Source organism: Mesorhizobium sp. UC74_2 (assembly GCF_042701485.1).
In the GTDB taxonomy this organism is placed as follows: Bacteria; Pseudomonadota; Alphaproteobacteria; order Rhizobiales; family Rhizobiaceae; genus Mesorhizobium.
Genome location: NZ_CP170562.1, coordinates 2,594,908 through 2,611,240 on the forward strand (window position 1 = coordinate 2,594,908; position 16,333 = coordinate 2,611,240).

Below are 16,333 nucleotides of genomic sequence, written 5' to 3' on the forward strand. Positions count from 1 at the left end.
AGGCAACATACGCCTGCCCCGACAATCCGTTCATTAGCCAATAGTACATTGGCAAGGCGATCGTGCCAGTCTGCCAGAAACAATCAATTGTTGATCGCAGCAGGCACCCGGTTTGCAAAATGTGATGCCTTGCCCCTCGATCCAAAACAATTGAATGTGCGCGCGATCGAGATGCCGGGGACGGCAAGGAAGGATAAGACATGAGCGCGTTTGCCTTGGCGGCACCATCAACACCGTCGGTCGCCATCGCCGGCTCTTCCGAGCGTTTCCCGGTGCGGCGCATATTTTGCGTCGGCCGCAACTATGCCGCTCATGCACGCGAGCTCGGAAATGACGAGCGCGATCCGCCGTTCTTCTTCACCAAACCTGCCGATGCCGTGGTCGATTCGGGGCACACGATCCCTTATCCTGCCCTGACGAAGAACCTGCACCATGAGATCGAGCTGGTAGCCGCCATCGGCAAGGGTGGTTTCCGCATCCCGGCAGCCCAGGCCCTGGATCATATCTGGGGCTATGGCGTGGGCATCGACCTGACACGCCGGGACTTGCAGGACGAAGCGAAGAAGGCCGCAAGGCCATGGGATTGGGCTAAAGCTTTCGACCTCTCGGCACCCTGCGGGCCGCTGGTGCCGGCCGCGCAGTCCAGTCATCCCCAGAAGGGCCGGATCTGGCTCTCGGTGAACGGCGCGATCAGGCAGGAAGGCGATCTCGAGGAACTGATCTGGCCGATCGCCGACATCGTGGCGATCTGCAGCGAAGCGGTGGAACTCGCGCCCGGCGATCTCATTTTCACCGGAACGCCGGCCGGTGTCGGTCCGCTCGTCGCCGGTGACCGCGTCAGCGGCGGCGTCGACGGCATTGGCTCGATCGAACTCACCATAGGGCAACCACGATGAGTGAAATCGTCCTGCACAACTACTATCGCTCCTCGACCTCCTATCGCGTCCGCATCGCGCTCGAGATGAAAGGTATCGCCTATACCTATGTGCCGCACCACCTGCGCCACGGCGAGCATCTCGAACCAGCCTATCTCTCGGTCAATCCGCAGGGGCTGGTTCCGGCGTTGATCTGGGAGGACGGCACCTTGCTCACCCAATCGCTCGCTATCATCGAGTTCCTGGACGAGATCCGACCGGAGCCAGCACTGCTCCCCAGGGACACAGCCGGTCGCGCCCGGGTACGCATGCTCTCCCAGATGATCGCATGCGACATCCATCCGGTGAACAACCTGCGTGTACTGACCAGCCTCCGCACGGTTTTCGGCGCTAGCGACGAGGACGTCGTCAACTGGTTCCGACATTGGGTCAATGAAGGCTTCCAACCTCTTGAAAAGATGCTGTCTTCGTCATCACAAACAGGAACATTCTGTCACGGTGAAATGCCGAGCCTGGCCGATATCTGCCTCGTCGCTCAAGTCGCCAACAACGCGCGTTTCGGCGTCGACATGAGCCCTTATCCGGTCATCTCTCGTATCAACGCCACCTGCATGGAATTGCCCGCGTTCCAGAAGGCTGCGCCACAGAACCAGCCCGACGCGGAGCGCTAGCGCGCCCTGCATTGCCCAAGAAAAAGACCTTGAACGGAGAATGCCGATGAAGGCCGTCGTGTTCGAAAAATTCGGAGAAACACCGGTGATCCGAACGGTACCGGATCCCGTTCCCTCGCCCGACGGCGTGGTGATCAAGGTCGCCGCGACCGGGCTCTGTCGCAGCGACTGGCACGGCTGGATGGGGCATGATCCCGACATCCGCCTGCCGCATGTGCCGGGCCATGAACTTGCCGGCATCGTCGTGGCCGCGGGCCGCCAGGTGCACAACTGGAAGGCTGGTGCACGCGTCACCGTGCCGTTCGTGGCAGCCTGCGGACATTGCTTCGAATGCGCCTCCGGCAATCACCAGGTCTGTGAACACCAGTTCCAGCCGGGCTTTTCGGCCTGGGGCTCCTATGCCGAGTATGTCGCCATCGACCACGCCGACACCAATCTGGTAGCCATCCCAGAAGAAATGGATTTCGCCACCGCCGCCAGCCTTGGCTGCCGGTTCGTGACGTCCTTTCGTGCCGTCGTCGATCAGGGCCGTGTCACGCCCGGTGAGTGGGTGGCCGTGCATGGCTGCGGCGGCGTCGGCCTGTCAGCCGTCATGATCGCCAATGCCATGGGCGCCAACGTCGTGGCGATCGACCTCACCACCGAGAAACTCGAGCTGGCAAGGAAACTGGGAGCCGTCGCCACGATCAACGCGTCGGAAACGTCCAACGTGGTGAAGGCAGTGAAGCAGATCACCAACGGTGGCGCCCACATGTCGATGGATGCACTCGGCCATCCGACTACATCCTACAACTCGATCTCCAATTTGCGCCGCCGTGGCCGGCATGTGCAAGTCGGCTTGATGCTTGGCGATCATGCCAAGGCGGCCGTTCCGATGGCCAAGATCATTGCCCACGAACTCGAAATCCGCGGCAGCCACGGCATGCAGGCATTTCGCTACGGCGCGATGATGGAAATGATCAAGACAGGCAAGCTGCGGCCCGATTTGCTGATCGGCAAGACCTACAGCCTCGACGAAGCGCCGGCTGCGCTGATGGCCATGGGCAATTTCGAAGGAACCGGCATCGGCGTGGTGACGCGGTTCTAGTGCAGGCAGGCAAAGTCATTCCCTCAGGAAGGCCTCGATCATCTGAGCCGACTGCTTCGGCTTGGTGACCAGGAACAGATGACCGTCGTCGAGCAGCTCGAGCCGCGAGCGGGCTATCATCGTGTTGAGCATCCTGGCATTGATCACCGGCACCAGCGGATCGTCGGTACCGGCCATGATCAAGGTCGGTTGGCGCAGCATCCACAACCACGGCAGACTGGTCCAGCCGCTCATCGCAAAGAGCTGCAGGAAATAGCCGTATTGCGAGGCGCCTTTCATGGCTGACGCGTGGCGGTTGATCAGCGTCGGATCCTTGCGGAAATCGCCGCCATAAATCTCGGCAGCGATCGAACGCATGTAGCCGGGGTCGGTATAGCGGCGCGGGCTCGCCATCTTCGAGAGTACCGCGGGAGCGCCCGGCACCATGGTGATCCCAGGTGCGGTGGCCGCGAGGATCAGCTTGCGGCATACCGAGGGATACTGGAAGGCGAACTGCTGGGCGAGCCCGCCACCCCACGACACGCCGGAAATATCCAGCCTGTCATGGCCAAGGATTTCGCCGAGGCGTTTCCCGAGCCGAGCCAGCGTCGAAGGACGATAGGGAAAGATCGGATTGGGCGAACCACCAACGCCCGGCACGTCGAAGATGATGCCGGTGGTGTCCTCCAGCGCTGCCATGAATGGTGCCGCCAGCTCCAGATTGGCACCGATGCCGTTGAACATCATCAACGGCGGGCGGCTGGAACTGCCGTGACGGATACCAACGCGCAGCAGCTGCCCGTCGACATCGAACATCTTGATGTCCATCACACCGTCCGCCTTGGCCTTGCCTGCAGCCATCGCCATTCAGTCCGCCCCCGTTCATTTCAATGGTTTTTTACAATGTTCGTGGCGATCACGGCTCGAACACGTAGGTGCCCGGTGCCGCTCCAATCGGCTTGTGTCTGGCACTGCCCGGTGTTTTCGGCGCGGCGATCTCCACACCCGAGCGTTCCTTGAGGTGGGCTGCCCAGTCGAGCCACCAGCTGCCTTCGTGCTTTTCAGCCTTTGCCGTCCAGGCATCAGCGTCCTTTTCCTTGGTCTTGCCTTTCACGTACCAGGCCTTCGGATTGCCGGGCGGGTTGAGCAGGCTCTGCAGATGGCCGGAATTGGACAGGATGAAAGTGGTGTTGTCGCCATAAAGACGCGCGGTCTGGTAAACGGCCTTCCATGGCGTGATGTGGTCCGTGGTGCCGCCAATGACATAGGTGTCGTGTTTCACCTTGCCCATGTCGATCGGCACGCCATGGATCGACATCTTGCCCGGATTCATGAACGGGTTGGTGAAGATAAGGTCCAGGAAATCGCCGTGCAGCCTGGCCGGCAAGCGGGTGGTGTCGGCGTTCCAGTAGAGCACGTCGAAGGCCGGTGGCGCATTGCCGAGCAGATAGTTGTTGACCCAATAGTTCCAGATCAGGTCGTTCGGCCGCATCCAGGCAAACATCTTTGCCATTTCGTGGCCATCGAGGATGCCCCTCGCCTTCGACATCTGCTTGGCAGCCATGATCGTCTCTGGCGTCACCAAGGCCGCGAAATCGGAATCCGTATCGGCCTGGGTGTTGAGCACGCAGACTGCCAGGATGACGGCGTTCACCTTCTCCTTCTTCTGCGCGGCGAGCCAGGCGACATAGGTCGACAGGGTGATGCCCCCCGAGCAGGAGCCCATGATGTTGACGGTATCGGAGCCGGTGATCTCGCGCGCGGCATCGCAAGCCTCGTCGAGTGCCGCGATATAAGTATCGAGGCCCCAGTCGCGTTGCTCCGGCGTCGGGTTGCGCCACGAAACGCAGTAGGGCTGGATGCCGTGGCTGAGCAGGAACTTGATCATGCTCTTGTCGGGCGAAAGATCGACCGAATAGTACTTGTTGATCTGTGGCGGCACGACCAGCAATGGCCGCTGATAGATCTTTTCAGTCGTCGCTGTATAGTGGACGAGCTCGAGCACCTCGTTCCTGAACACAACCGTGCCCGGGCTGTTGGCTAAATTCTCGCCGACCTTGAACTTGGAAGCGTCGACCGAGGACGGCAGGCCGCCATTGCGCGTCATGTCATCGAGGAAATTCTTCAGTCCGCTGACCGCGCTTTTGCCCCCGGTGTCCACCAAAGTCTTGATGGCAGTCGGGTTCAGGGCCGGGTTGTTGGAAGGCGCCATCGTGTCAACGAAGATGGACGTGATCAGCCGCGCACGCGCCGCATCCTTCTCGGGCAGGTCGGTCTTGGCGACCAGCTCGGTCACCGACTTGCTCCAGGCGACATAGGACTGCATCACCGCCTTGTGCAGGCTGCTCGATTTCCAGGCCGGATCGGCGAAGCGACGATCCTTGGGATCGGCAGCGATCTCGGACTGGCCGGTGACGATCTTGCCGAACTCGCTGGCGAAGGCGAGCCATTGTTCGGCCAGTGCCTGGGGGTGGCTTGCCAGCGCCTTCAGCACGGAGCCGGTTGCAGCGGCGATGTCCTGCGTACGCAGGCCGACGAGCGGATTGAGCGCCAGCGTGTTTTCGGCCGCCTCGTCGGCGATCTGCTCGGCAAGCGGGCGCGTGTCCCTCACCCTCTCCTCACCGCCGCGCTTCTCGCTGTCCTTGCTGTCCTTCGCCGGCGCCTTCGCCATGAATTATCCTCCCGCTTTTCTCCGCCGCTCGTAGAACATGGCCAGCGTTTCGGCCATCAGCGCCGGTTTCTCCTCGCCCTCGATCTCGATCGTATTGGCGAATTTCATCAGGTACTGCCCCGGGGCCTTGTCCTCCACCGAGATCAACGAGGCTCGCAGCCTGACCCGCGTACCCACCCTGACCGGAGCCAGGAAGCGCACCTTGTCCAGGCCATAGTTGAAGACAGCCTGGGTGTTTTCGGGCACCACATTCATCTGCTGGCTGAGACCGCCGATAAGCGACAGGCTGAGATAGCCGTGCGCGATCGTCGTGCGGAACGGGCTCTCCTTCTTTGCGCGCTCCGGATCGGTATGGATCCACTGCCGATCCTCGGTGCAATCGGCAAACTGATCGATACGCGTCTGATCGACCTCTACCCAGTCGGAAAAACCGAGCTCCTGCCCGGTCATGGCCCGGAGCTGTTCGTAGGTCGGAGGTGTCTTGCTCATTCCATCATTCCTGATTGTTTCAGCTGCCCCGTCCGACCATGAACGCGCTGCCCTGTCAATTCAGGACTCATCGTGGCGCCGCCATCTCCCTGATCACCTCGTCGCGCAACTCGCGCCGCAGGATCTTGCCGACATTGGTCCGCGGCAGATCGTTCCTGAACTCGATATATTTCGGCTTCTTGTAGCCGGTCAGATGCTTGACGCAGAATTCCGCCAGCACTTCCTTGCTGAGGGCCGGATCCTTCCGCACCACGAACATCATCACAGCTTCGCCGGAATTCTTGTCCGGAACGCCGACAACGGCGGCCTCCAGAACGCCCGGATGCAGAACGGCAACCGCCTCGACTTCGTTCGGATAGACGTTGAAGCCGGAAACGAGGATCATGTCCTTCTTGCGGTCAACGATCTTCACGTAGCCGTTGTCATCCATGATGCCGATATCGCCGGATTTGAAGAAACCGTCCGGCGTCATCACCTTCTCGGTCTCGTCGGGCCGATTCCAATAGCCGGCCATGACCTGCGGCCCGCGAATGGCGATCTCGCCAGGCTGGCCGTGCGGTACATCATTGCCGTCGTCGTCGAGCAACCTGATTTCGACATTCGGCAGAGGCAGGCCGATCGTGCCGGTGTAGGCATCGTTGTCGGTCGGATTGCAGGCAATGCCGGAAGAGGTTTCAGAAAGCCCATAACCCTCGACGATCGGGCAGCCGGTCACCTCCAGCCATTTCCTGGCCACCGCCTCCTGCACGGCCATGCCGCCGCCATTGGCGATGCGGAACTGCGAAAAATCCAGCTTGGCGAATGCCGGGTTGTTGGCGAGCGCGTTGAACAGCGTGTTGACGCCCGGCATCACATGAAACTTGTACTTCGCAACTTCCTTTATCATCGCCGGAATGTCGCGCGGATTGGGGATCAGCACGTTGACACCGCCAGTGCGCATGGCGAGCAGGCCGCAGGTTATGAAGGCGTAGACGTGGTAGAGCGGCAGCGCGGTTATGAAAGTGAGCTGTCCGCTGATCGGCCTGCGCTTGAGGCCCGGCTGCGTCCACGCTTCCGAGGCCAGCAGATTGGCGATGATGGTGCTGTGGAGCAATGTCGCGCCTTTGGAAACGCCGGTGGTGCCACCGGTGTATTGCAGCACCGCAGGATCGTTCGGTCCGATTTCCGGCCGATCGAGTTTCTTGCCCCTGCCTGCGGCCAGCGCGGTATTGAAGCGCACGGCACCAGGCAACGAAAAGGACGGTATCGCCTTCTTGACCCTGCGTAGCACCAGGTTGGCGACAATGCCCTTCGGGAAGCCCAGAAGGTCACCGACACTGGCCAGAACGACATGTTTGACCGGCGTGCTGCGGATGACTTCCTGCAACGTCGCCGCGAAATTCTCCAGGATGATGATCGCCTGTGCGCCGGAATCGTTGAGCTGGTGCTCCAGTTCGCGCGGCGTGTAGAGCGGATTGACATTCACCACGATAAAACCGGCACGCATGACCGCGGCAACGGCGATAGGGTATTGCAGTACATTCGGCATCATGATGGCGACACGGTCGCCACGCTTCAGCCCGAGCCCTTGCAGATAGGCAGCGAAATCACGCGAAAGCCTGTCGACCTCGCCGAAGGTCAGGGCCTTGTCCATGAAGACATAGGCCTTTTCGTTCCTGTATTTTGCGAAGCTCTCCTCGAACAGCGCAACGACAGACGAATACTGGTTGATGTCGACCTCAGCCGGCACGCCGGCCGGGTAGTTCCTTACCCAGATACGCTCCATGCGCTCCTCCCCTGGACCGCGTTTCCCGCAATCTAGACGCGTGGAAAAGGCTTGGGAAGCCGCAGCCTGCGTCTTAGGCGGCTCACAGTGATTACCCAGCGGCAATGGATGCAGGTGATATATGAAACGTCTCGCAAGCGCCGTTCCGGTGCGGCAGCTTGCCTTTGACAAAGATCCGGCAAATGATCGAAGAAAGAGGCCGCGTGGCCGGGCGGCTCTCCACCGATACAATTGGCCAGGAGGGACGCATGAAGCAGCTTGGCGGCATCGATGCCACCTTTCTCTACATGGAGACGCCGGAAACACCGATGCATGTCGCCGGCCTGACGCTCTATGAGCCGCCGGCCGATCTTTCAGGCTCCTTCTACGACCACTTCAAGGACTTCTTCCTCAGCCGCATGCATCTCGCGCCGATCTTCGAAAAGAAGCTTGCCCGCACAGTGCTCGAACTCGACCATCCGGCCTGGGTCGATGCAGGCGAGATCGACATCGCCTATCATCTGCGTCGCGCGACGCTGGCGGCGCCCGGCAGCTGGAAGCAGCTCGAGGACATGGTCGGCGAACTGCACTCGACCCTGCTCGACCGCTCGCGACCGCTTTGGCAGTTCACCGTCATCGACGGGCTCGACGACGGCAATGTCGCCATCTATTCCAAGATGCACCATGCCGCCATCGACGGCGGCGCGGGCATGGCAATCGCAGCAGCACTCTACGACCTGTCGCCCCAGCCGCGAAAGGTGAAGCCGCCGGAGCCAAAGCCGGCCATGCGCAAACCGACGATCGAGGAACGCGCCATCATCGGCATCAACGACGTGGTGCAGAATGTGGTGCGCCAACAGCTGAAGGCGCTGGAAGCCGTGCCACAGGTGCTCGGTACGCTGACGGATCTGCTCATCGCCAAAAGCAGCAGCAGCGAAGGCAATGGTGGCGGCCTGCCCGGCATTCCTGATCTGTTGGCTCCGAAGACACCGTTCAACGTCACCATCACGGCACAGCGGTCTTTCGCCGCCCGCGCCTTGTCGCTCGGCGACGCCAAAATGATCGCCAAGGCAACCGGCACCAAGATCAACGATGTGGTGATGGCAGTGAGTGCCGGGGCGCTCCGCGCCTATCTCGAAGACCATGAAGCGCTGCCAAGGAAACCGCTGGTGGCCTTCGTGCCGATTTCCCTGCGTCAGCCCGGCGACATGGACGCTTCCAATCAGGTCTTCGGCATGTTCTGTCCGATTGCGACGGAGCTCGCCGATCCGCTGGAACGATTGAAGGCTATCCGCAAAAACAGCGGCGATTCCAAGACCTTGGCCGGAACGGTGAAAGACGTTTCACCGAAGGATTACACGCTGCTCGGCGCGCCGATCCTGTTTCCCGGGCTCGCGCAGCTTTATGGGCGCACGGGTCTGGCCGATGTGATGCCGTCGACCACCAATCTGACCATCTCGAATGTTCCCGGGCCACCGATACCGGTTTTCTGCGCCGGTGCCAAAGTGCTGGCGATGTTCCCCGTTTCGATCCCGATCCATGGCATTGCCCTCAACATCACTGTGCAGAGCTACCAGGACCGGCTCGATTTCGGCATCACCGCCGACCGCCGTGCGGTACCCGACATCGACCATCTCGGCGATCTGCTGGTCACGGCCATGGCTGAACTCAAAGCCGCAGCCGAAAACCTCATGCCGTCGCCTGCAAAGCAGTGAACCTTGGTTCCGCAGCGGAAACCGTGCGCAATATTGCAGTTTTGTGAGCAAAGGCGGCATAGTCTGCGTTGAGTGCAGCCGGAATCAACCGACAGGAGCCATGATGGCCCACGCTGATACGCTGAAACCGCCTTCGCGATTGTTGTTCGCGCTGGAACTCAGGGCATTGCCCGAACTCGGCGGTTTCGTCGCTTCGCTGCCACTGCTGACCGCACTGGCGCCACGCGGTGACGGTCATCCCGTGCTGGTCTTGCCTGGCCTTGTCACCAGCGATCGTTCCACGGTGGCGCTGCGCGGCTTCCTGAAGTCAAAGGGCTATGCCAGCTATGGCTGGGATCTCGGCCGCAACTATGGTCCTCTGCCCGGCGTCGAACGCAAGATGATCGACCGCCTCAAGGCGCTGGCGGACAAGCACGGTCGCAAGGTCAGCCTTGTCGGCTGGAGCCTTGGCGGTATCTATGCGCGGCAACTCGCCAAGATGCTGCCCGACGAAGTGCGCCTGGTGATCACGTTGGGCAGCCCGTTCAACGGTGACCCGCGGGCAACCAACGCCTGGAAACTCTACGAATTCACCTCCGGGCACAAGGTCGACGATCGCGAGGGCCATATGGGTGGTGCGATTTCGGAATCGCCCACGGTACCGACAACAGCGATCTACAGCCGCACGGATGGCATCTGCGCCTGGCAGGCCTGCATGGAAAACGAACTGCCGCACACCGAGAGCATCGAAGTAGAGGCGAGCCATTGCGGCCTGGGTCACCATCCGGCGGCTGTCTACGCAATTGCCGACCGCCTGGCTCAGCGCGAAGGCGAGTGGAAGCCGTTCGACCGCAGCGGCTTCAAGAGCCTGTTTTTTCCGAACCCGAAACGGGATTAGGATCAGTCACACCAGGCACCGGAAACAGGCTTGCTACTCAGCCGCCTGCTGTTCCGGCACGTCGTCCAGTCGATTGGGATCGCCCGGCGCCGTCTCGCAACCGAGATCGGGGAAGGCCACCACACGACGTCCATGGAAATCGGTGCGCAGCACGGCCAGGCCGCGCTCCTCGAAGAAGGACAGCAGGCGCCGTGCGCGCCGCGCCGACTGGGTGCCGTAGGCCCGCGCCAGCGCAGCGTCGGATGGGCACGACGATCCAGTCACAGCCGCCTGCGCAACGATCAGGAATACCGCCTGCAGATCTTCAGGAACGTCGGCGGATAGCGCCAGCGCCTGTTGCCAGACATCGCTTGCAGCGGTGGTCTCGTCGATACCGGTCTTGGCGATGGCCAGCCGTCGGCGAAAGACGGACAGGCCGAGCGGTTCGCCTGGCACGCGGCGGATGCGGCACCGCACCAGAAAATCCTGGTAAAGTAATGAATCTGCTCGAAAAGCAGCATCCGGATCTTCCACTATTTCCGACAGAACCGCCTTGATCAGCGTCTCACGTTCGACCTCGTCGAACAGGGTCGGCGCCGGTTCCGAGGCGGCGGCCTGTTCGGGCAATGCGCGCGCCAGCTGTTCCAGGATGTCGGCGGTCGGGGTCGGTGCAGGCGGACGCGGGCGACGTACCACAGGTTGCCGCAATTCCTCAGGGCTCGGCGTCAGGATCAGGCTTTCGACATCCTCGATCGCCTCCGGCAACGGCGTCAGTTTCGGGCTGACCGAACGCGCCGAAGTCTCGACCGCACCGATGGCGACCGGCAGTGGCCGCCGCGACATCGCCGGGCCAAGTGCCACGAAATTGCCGCGTGCCAGATCGCGGAACATTTCCGCCTGGCGGCGTTCCATGCCAAGCAGATCTGCAGCGCGCGCCATATCGATATCGAGGAAGGTGCGGCCCATCAGGAAGTTGGAGGCTTCCGCTGCCACGTTCTTGGCAAGCTTGGCCAGACGCTGCGTGGCGATGACGCCGGCAAGGCCGCGCTTACGGCCGCGGCACATCAGATTGGTCATGGCACCGAGCGAGACCTTGCGGGCTTCGTCGGAAACCTCACCGGCCACCGCCGGCGCAAAGAGTTGCGCCTCGTCCACCACCACCAGGACGGGATACCAGTAGTCGCGCTCCGCATCGAACATGCCGTTCAGGAACGCGGCGGCGCCACGCATCTGCTGTTCGACGTCGAGCCCCTCCAGATTGAGCACGACGGAGGCGCGGTGCTGGCGAATGCGGCCGGCAATGCCGGTGAGTTCGGCCTCCGTGCGCTGCGCGTCGACGACGACGTGGCCAAAACGGTCGGCGAGCGTGACGAAATCACCCTCGGGATCGATCACCACCTGCTGCACCCAGGGCGCGCTCTGCTCGAGAAGACGGCGCAGGAGATGCGATTTTCCGGAGCCGGAATTGCCCTGCACCAGCAAGCGTGTCGCCAGCAACTCCTCAAGATCGAGCGTGGCGGCCGCGCCAGACGCCGTCCCCATCTCGATGGCTACCTTCATTCAAAACCCCGGCCGAATTCCAGAGCGGAGCCCGATCACGATGAACCGGCAACCCGCTCTATCTTTTGTTGCGCGTATGATTCTTGTCCGAAAAGTCTGCAACTTTTCGGCGCCACGCTCCAGACATTTGGAGGCGACGTCTAGCATCTCGCCGGCCGGGATGCAGTGGCCGACTGGCGAAACCCACAGAAGAGGTGCCCTACCCCGCCAGTATCGAGCCGTCGAGATCACCTGCCTTGGTCAGCCCGGCCAGCGCGAGCGTCAGGTCGAATTCGGCGACGATGTTGCGGATGACTTCGCGTACGCCTGTTTCGCCGGCAAGCGCCAATCCGTAGACATAGGGCCGACCGATGAGCGTGGCCGTTGCGCCGAGCGCCAGCGCCTTGGCGACATCGCTGCCCGAACGGATGCCGGAATCGAGCAGGACGGGCAAGCCACCGGCCGCGGAAACGATACCCGGCAAGGCATCCAGGGTTGCGATTTCTCCGTCGACCTGGCGGCCACCATGGTTGGAAACGATGATGCCATCGACGCCGTGCTCGCGCGCCAGCCGCGCGTCGTCGGCGTGGCGGATACCCTTGAGCAGGATCGGCAGCTTCGTCATGCCGCGCAGTCGCTTGATGTCGGCCCAATTCAGGTCCGGCCGCGAATAGGTGGCGGTGAAATGGGCAACGGCAGCACGCATCTGCTGCATCGACAGGCCAAACTGCTTGCCCTTGCGGCGCAGGCTGAGCGCGGTCGAGATCAGATCGAACCCACGTGGCTTCACTCCGGTTTCCGGAGGGTTGGGCGGGATCCTGGACTTGAAAACGGGATCGCTCAGATATTGCCCGAGCCCCAAACCGCGCAGGAACGGCAGGTAGGCAGCATCGAGATCGCGCGGACGCCACCCCAGCAGTGTGGTGTCGAGCGTTACGGCGATGGCTTCGCAGCCGCATTTCTCGGCTCGGGCAACGACGGAGCGGACAAAATCATCGTCGCTCGACCAGTAAAGTTGAAACCAGCGCGGTGCATCGCCCATGGCCGCAGCGCATTGTTCCATTGGAACTGATGCCTGGTTGGAGAAGACGTAGGCAAGATTTTCCGCAGCCGCAGCACGGGCAACAGCAAGATCGGCCTCGGGATGCACCATCTCCAGCACACCGACCGGATCGAGCAGGATCGGTACGACGTGGCGGCGGCCAAGCAATGTGACGGAAAGGTCGCGCCGGGAAACATCCCGCAACACCCGCGGCACGATCCGATGACGCTCGAAGGCGCTGCGGTTGGCGCGCACCGTCGCCTCGCTGCCGGCGCCACCGACAATGTAGGCAGCCGCCTCCGGCGTCATCTTGCGGATCGCCGCCTGTTCCAGCTGATCCGGCGCGACCGGGACGATCGGTCGCTTGCCGCCGGCGCCGGTTACATAAATCTGCATCTGGCGCAGGCGGCCGGGCGCATTGACGGCCTGTATTTCGGTCATTCCTCTCTCCGACCAACTCTCTCGCGGGCTGGGGCGCCGACAACGCCCCGCAGATCAGTTTCCTGACGCTTCGAACAATTCGACCACGTTGCCTGAAGGGTCCTGGCACAGGATCTGCCGGCCGCCCGGACCTTCAACCATGGTATTGCGAAACGACACGCCGTCGTCCTGCAAGGTTTTTACAAAGGCAGGCAGATTCGTCACCTCGAGGACGAACCTGTTCCAGCCACCTGGCTCGGGAACGATCCCGTCCGGCATCGGCCGAGAAGCGGAAGCCTGGCGTCCAGCCAGCCACAGCGTGAGATCGCCGCGATCAAGGATCGCCATGTTGGGACCGAACTGCTGTCGCAAGGCGACCCCCAGATGCTTCGTATAAAAGGAGACCGAAGCATCAACGTCATCGACAAAATACCGGACGGCGGCCACCTATTTCTTCTCGTAGCTCTGCCGGATTTCGTCCATCGCATCCTTGATGCGGGCCCGCAGGATATCGACCGATTCCGTGCCCGACTTCTTGACGATATCAGCCACTTCGCCGGCGTTCTTCACTGCGGCCTCGAAGGACTTGCGCGCGAAATCGGCCTGCTTGGCAATCAACTCCTGCGGGTTGCCGGGCGCACGGTAGTTCTGGCCGAATTCGGTGATTTCACGCAGCGAGTCCTGCAAGATTTCCCGCTGTCTGGCCATGATCGATGACGCACCCGTTGCCGTTGCTCTTGCCGACTTTTCCAGCGCTTCAAGATTCTTGCGATGGTGGCTGAGGATGGCGTCGACATCCACCTGCGGCATCTTCAGGTCGCGGCCAAGCTTGCTGAACATATCCATGAAGGATTCGGGTTCGGGCTGTTTTGCCATGGTCGTCTTCTCCTCGCTGGCGCCATTGCCGCAAGAGCGAGAATAGACCAGCGAACACAACCGTCAATTGACGAGAAACAGCCGCTCCATTGTGTAAAGCACCAAGCCGGCCAGACCGCCGATGATCATGCCGTTGAAACGGATATATTGCAGGTCGCGGCCGATGTTCATCTCGATCAGGCGGGTCAATTGCCCGAGATCCCAGCGCTTGACCTGATCGGCGATGAATTTGGAAACCCCGCTCTTCTGGCTTTCAACGAAAGAGGCCAAGGCGACGACAAATCCCTGGTTCATGTCGGCTCTGATCTGCGGATCCCTCGCAAGATGCCGGCCTACCTCGATGAACATGCCGGTCAGATGTTGCCGGATCATCGAATTCTCGGCGGCGGCATCCTGCTCGATGAAACGACGCAGGCTGTCCCACATGTCATGCGCCAGCTCGCGGATTTCGGGCCGTGCCAGGAAACCACGTTTCAGTCGTTCAGCACGACGGGCATATTCCTTCGACTGCCGCAGCCGTTCGATGAACTTCACGACGAAACGATCGAACTCCTCGCGCATGGGGTGATCGGGATCGGCCCTCACCTCTTCCAGCAGCGATCCGGCAGAAGCCACGATCTTTTTGAGGAGATAGGCATCGGCGCGAAACAGATTGAAGACCGAAGGCAATTCCTCGCGGATCTTCTCGCGCATGGTGGTCAGCGCCTGCTCGTCATTGAGGAAGCGGCCGATGACCCGGGTGAATTCGTCGAACAGCTTCTGATGGCGACGATCCTCGGTGAAGGCCTCCAGCAGTTCCGCCGCCAATGGAGCCACCTGAACTTTTTCCATCTGTTCCAGCATGCGTTGGGTGACAAAGCCACGCAGGCCGGATTGTTCGATGGCGCCGAGCGTCTGCGGCACCAGACGCACGACAAATCGCGACAGGCCGGCTGCACGCTCTTCGTCAGCCAGCCAGTCGGCGACCAGGGAGGCAAAGTCGACCTCGTTCAGCTTTTCCCGAACCGGGCCCGGCGCCAGGAAATTGACCTCGATGAAACGACCGAGATTGTCGGCGATACGGGTCTGGTTCTCCGGAATGATCGCGGTGTGCGGGATCGGCAAGCCGAGCGGCCGCTTGAACAGTGCCACCACCGCATACCAGTCAGCCAGACCGCCTATGGTGGCAGCCTCGGCGAAAGCAGCAATGAACGCCAGCCAAGGATAGCTCGCCTCGAAGGATTTCGAGACGGCGAATACCACCACGCAGAGTGCAAGCGCTGCAGCCGCGACAAATTTCGTACGCCGTAGCGCGGCCAGCTTTGCCTCGGCATCCTTGTCGGCGCCCAGGAACCCTCTGGCGGTGGCATCGTGCTGTGGCATCTACGGTCCGCTCCTGCGTGTCCGGAAACATCAGCTTAACATCGGAAACTCGGAATACGCATGCCGATTGCCGCGGCGCGTCGACCGCAGGCCGAGCCAAACTGCCGCAGCATCGGCTCCGCAACGCTTAGCCAGCGATAATTTAAACGCTTTTACGGCAATAGGTTAGCGAATTTATTGCATCGCAACAAAAATCTATGTTGCATTGCACAAATATCACTCCTATATGCTCGCCATGCTCCGGGTCGATCCTGAACGGAGCGCAACCATAGCTCCTTTATGAGGATGGAGAATCGCCATGACCACCAAGACCGCAAAGACCACCGCGCCTGCTTCCAACTATTTTTCCTCGATCAAGAACGTTTTCGATGGCGTTCAGTCGAAGCTTGAAGTTCCTGCTGCCGCCCGCGATTTCGTTAAGCGTGGCGCCTCGACCGCTAAGGAACGCGCCGAGACCGTTCACGGTGGCGCTGCCAAGTTGACCGACGGTGTCGAGAAGTTCGCCGCTTCCTTCGTTGCCGGCTATGCCAATTTCTCGCGCGGCCTGCTCGATGCGACGCTGGCCAATGTCCAGCACACCCTGACTACCGTTGAGAAGATTGCTGGTGCGCAGTCCTTCAACGAGGCAGTCCAGATCCAGGCAGATTTCGTGCGTGAAAACGCTTCGGCCAACATCGAACGTGTCCGTGGTGCCGCCGAGACCGCCAAGACCACCGTCGTCGAAGGCGCCAAGACCGTTCAGGCCGAAATCGGCAAGCTCTACACCTTCGACAAGAAGGCTGCCTGACACCAGGCCGAACATACCGGCCTGCACTGAAAACCATCCGCGCGGAGATCCCGCATAAACGGTTCTGATTTTCTGTACGAGTGCGTGTCGAGTAAGATGTTCGCGTAACAAGGCCCGCTTTTCGGCGGGCCTTTTTGGTTTTCGGATTTATGGCCAGCAAAAAGGCCGGGTCATCGACCCGGCCAGTTCACGGCAATTGCCATAACAATTTTAGCTTGAG

Annotated in this window: 15 protein-coding genes; 6 read left to right on the forward strand and 9 right to left on the reverse strand. The window is 61.2% G+C overall.

Annotated elements, in window-relative coordinates:
- The first annotated feature begins 200 nt into the window (after positions 1-200).
- The 3 genes from ACFJIU_RS12535 to ACFJIU_RS12545 are packed head-to-tail and all read left to right on the forward strand — an operon-like array spanning position 201 to position 2,633.
- A complete protein-coding gene (locus ACFJIU_RS12535) occupies positions 201-896 on the forward strand; it encodes a fumarylacetoacetate hydrolase family protein (RefSeq protein ID WP_379071836.1) in 696 nt (231 codons plus the stop codon).
- On the forward strand, positions 893-1,546 hold the full coding sequence (gene maiA / locus ACFJIU_RS12540; RefSeq protein ID WP_379071839.1) for a maleylacetoacetate isomerase: 654 nt from the start codon (positions 893-895) through the stop codon (positions 1,544-1,546). Before ACFJIU_RS12535 ends, maiA begins: the two co-directional genes overlap by 4 nt.
- A 46-nt stretch (positions 1,547-1,592) precedes the next feature.
- Positions 1,593-2,633, forward strand: coding sequence for a zinc-dependent alcohol dehydrogenase family protein (locus ACFJIU_RS12545; protein WP_379071842.1), 1,041 nt, complete (start codon positions 1,593-1,595; stop codon positions 2,631-2,633).
- Positions 2,634-2,648: 15 nt separating this feature from the next.
- Here the strand turns inward: ACFJIU_RS12545 and phaZ are convergent, their stop codons facing one another.
- The 4 genes from phaZ to ACFJIU_RS12565 all read right to left on the reverse strand — a co-directional run bounded on the left by phaZ (position 2,649) and on the right by ACFJIU_RS12565 (position 7,537).
- Positions 2,649-3,479: a poly(3-hydroxyalkanoate) depolymerase gene (gene phaZ / locus ACFJIU_RS12550; RefSeq protein ID WP_379071844.1), complete on the reverse strand. Its 831-nt coding sequence runs from the start codon at positions 3,477-3,479 to the stop codon at positions 2,649-2,651.
- Between the two features lie 49 nt (positions 3,480-3,528).
- Positions 3,529-5,283 (reverse strand): alpha/beta fold hydrolase, encoded by a 1,755-nt coding sequence (locus ACFJIU_RS12555; protein WP_379071847.1) that lies wholly within the window; start codon positions 5,281-5,283, stop codon positions 3,529-3,531.
- 3 nt (positions 5,284-5,286) lie between these two features.
- Positions 5,287-5,772, reverse strand: a complete 486-nt coding sequence (locus ACFJIU_RS12560; RefSeq protein WP_379071850.1) for a MaoC family dehydratase — start codon at positions 5,770-5,772, stop codon at positions 5,287-5,289.
- A gap of 67 nt (positions 5,773-5,839) precedes the next feature.
- Positions 5,840-7,537, reverse strand: a complete 1,698-nt coding sequence (locus ACFJIU_RS12565; RefSeq protein ID WP_379071852.1) for a long-chain-fatty-acid--CoA ligase — start codon at positions 7,535-7,537, stop codon at positions 5,840-5,842.
- Between the two features lie 182 nt (positions 7,538-7,719).
- Here ACFJIU_RS12565 and ACFJIU_RS12570 point away from each other — a divergent pair, with 182 nt between their 5' ends.
- Both ACFJIU_RS12570 and ACFJIU_RS12575 read left to right on the forward strand, forming a co-directional pair.
- Positions 7,720-9,231, forward strand: a complete 1,512-nt coding sequence (locus ACFJIU_RS12570; protein ID WP_379071854.1) for a wax ester/triacylglycerol synthase family O-acyltransferase — start codon at positions 7,720-7,722, stop codon at positions 9,229-9,231.
- Positions 9,232-9,331: 100 nt separating this feature from the next.
- Complete coding sequence (locus tag ACFJIU_RS12575; protein ID WP_379071857.1) at positions 9,332-10,108, forward strand: esterase/lipase family protein; 777 nt, start codon at positions 9,332-9,334, stop codon at positions 10,106-10,108.
- Positions 10,109-10,141: 33 nt separating this feature from the next.
- On the opposite strand, the gene ACFJIU_RS12580 is transcribed toward ACFJIU_RS12575, so the two are convergent.
- The 5 genes from ACFJIU_RS12580 to ACFJIU_RS12600 form a co-directional block, all read right to left on the reverse strand.
- A complete protein-coding gene (locus ACFJIU_RS12580) occupies positions 10,142-11,647 on the reverse strand; it encodes a helicase HerA domain-containing protein (RefSeq protein ID WP_379071860.1) in 1,506 nt (501 codons plus the stop codon).
- Between the two features lie 199 nt (positions 11,648-11,846).
- Positions 11,847-13,109 carry an alpha-hydroxy-acid oxidizing protein gene (locus tag ACFJIU_RS12585; protein WP_379071862.1) on the reverse strand — a complete coding sequence of 421 codons (1,263 nt, stop codon included), beginning with the start codon at positions 13,107-13,109 and terminating at the stop codon, positions 11,847-11,849.
- A 54-nt stretch (positions 13,110-13,163) separates the two neighbouring features.
- Positions 13,164-13,535 carry a VOC family protein gene (locus ACFJIU_RS12590; RefSeq protein WP_379071865.1) on the reverse strand — a complete coding sequence of 124 codons (372 nt, stop codon included), beginning with the start codon at positions 13,533-13,535 and terminating at the stop codon, positions 13,164-13,166.
- On the reverse strand, positions 13,536-13,964 hold the full coding sequence (locus ACFJIU_RS12595) for a phasin family protein (protein ID WP_379071868.1): 429 nt from the start codon (positions 13,962-13,964) through the stop codon (positions 13,536-13,538).
- Positions 13,965-14,027: 63 nt separating this feature from the next.
- The gene (locus ACFJIU_RS12600) at positions 14,028-15,326 is read right to left on the reverse strand and encodes a DUF445 domain-containing protein (RefSeq protein ID WP_379071871.1); all 1,299 of its coding nucleotides are present in this window, start codon (positions 15,324-15,326) and stop codon (positions 14,028-14,030) included.
- A 298-nt stretch (positions 15,327-15,624) separates the two neighbouring features.
- Here ACFJIU_RS12600 and ACFJIU_RS12605 point away from each other — a divergent pair, with 298 nt between their 5' ends.
- On the forward strand, positions 15,625-16,113 hold the full coding sequence (locus ACFJIU_RS12605) for a phasin family protein (protein ID WP_379071873.1): 489 nt from the start codon (positions 15,625-15,627) through the stop codon (positions 16,111-16,113).
- Positions 16,114-16,333 lie beyond the last annotated feature (220 nt).

Coding starts and splice junctions, on each gene's coding strand:
- ACFJIU_RS12575 (WP_379071857.1), top strand. CDS start 9,332: ATGATGGCCCACGCTGATACGCTGAAACCGCCTTCGCGATTGTTGTTC.
- ACFJIU_RS12545 (WP_379071842.1), top strand. CDS start 1,593: ATGAAGGCCGTCGTGTTCGAAAAATTCGGAGAAACACCGGTGATCCGA.
- ACFJIU_RS12560 (WP_379071850.1), bottom strand. CDS start 5,772: ATGAGCAAGACACCTCCGACCTACGAACAGCTCCGGGCCATGACCGGG.
- ACFJIU_RS12585 (WP_379071862.1), bottom strand. CDS start 13,109: ATGACCGAAATACAGGCCGTCAATGCGCCCGGCCGCCTGCGCCAGATG.
- ACFJIU_RS12535 (WP_379071836.1), top strand. CDS start 201: ATGAGCGCGTTTGCCTTGGCGGCACCATCAACACCGTCGGTCGCCATC.
- ACFJIU_RS12580 (WP_379071860.1), bottom strand. CDS start 11,647: ATGAAGGTAGCCATCGAGATGGGGACGGCGTCTGGCGCGGCCGCCACG.
- ACFJIU_RS12565 (WP_379071852.1), bottom strand. CDS start 7,537: ATGGAGCGTATCTGGGTAAGGAACTACCCGGCCGGCGTGCCGGCTGAG.
- maiA (WP_379071839.1), top strand. CDS start 893: ATGAGTGAAATCGTCCTGCACAACTACTATCGCTCCTCGACCTCCTAT.
- phaZ (WP_379071844.1), bottom strand. CDS start 3,479: ATGGCGATGGCTGCAGGCAAGGCCAAGGCGGACGGTGTGATGGACATC.
- ACFJIU_RS12595 (WP_379071868.1), bottom strand. CDS start 13,964: ATGGCAAAACAGCCCGAACCCGAATCCTTCATGGATATGTTCAGCAAG.
- ACFJIU_RS12605 (WP_379071873.1), top strand. CDS start 15,625: ATGACCACCAAGACCGCAAAGACCACCGCGCCTGCTTCCAACTATTTT.
- ACFJIU_RS12600 (WP_379071871.1), bottom strand. CDS start 15,326: ATGCCACAGCACGATGCCACCGCCAGAGGGTTCCTGGGCGCCGACAAG.
- ACFJIU_RS12555 (WP_379071847.1), bottom strand. CDS start 5,283: ATGGCGAAGGCGCCGGCGAAGGACAGCAAGGACAGCGAGAAGCGCGGC.
- ACFJIU_RS12570 (WP_379071854.1), top strand. CDS start 7,720: ATGATCGAAGAAAGAGGCCGCGTGGCCGGGCGGCTCTCCACCGATACA.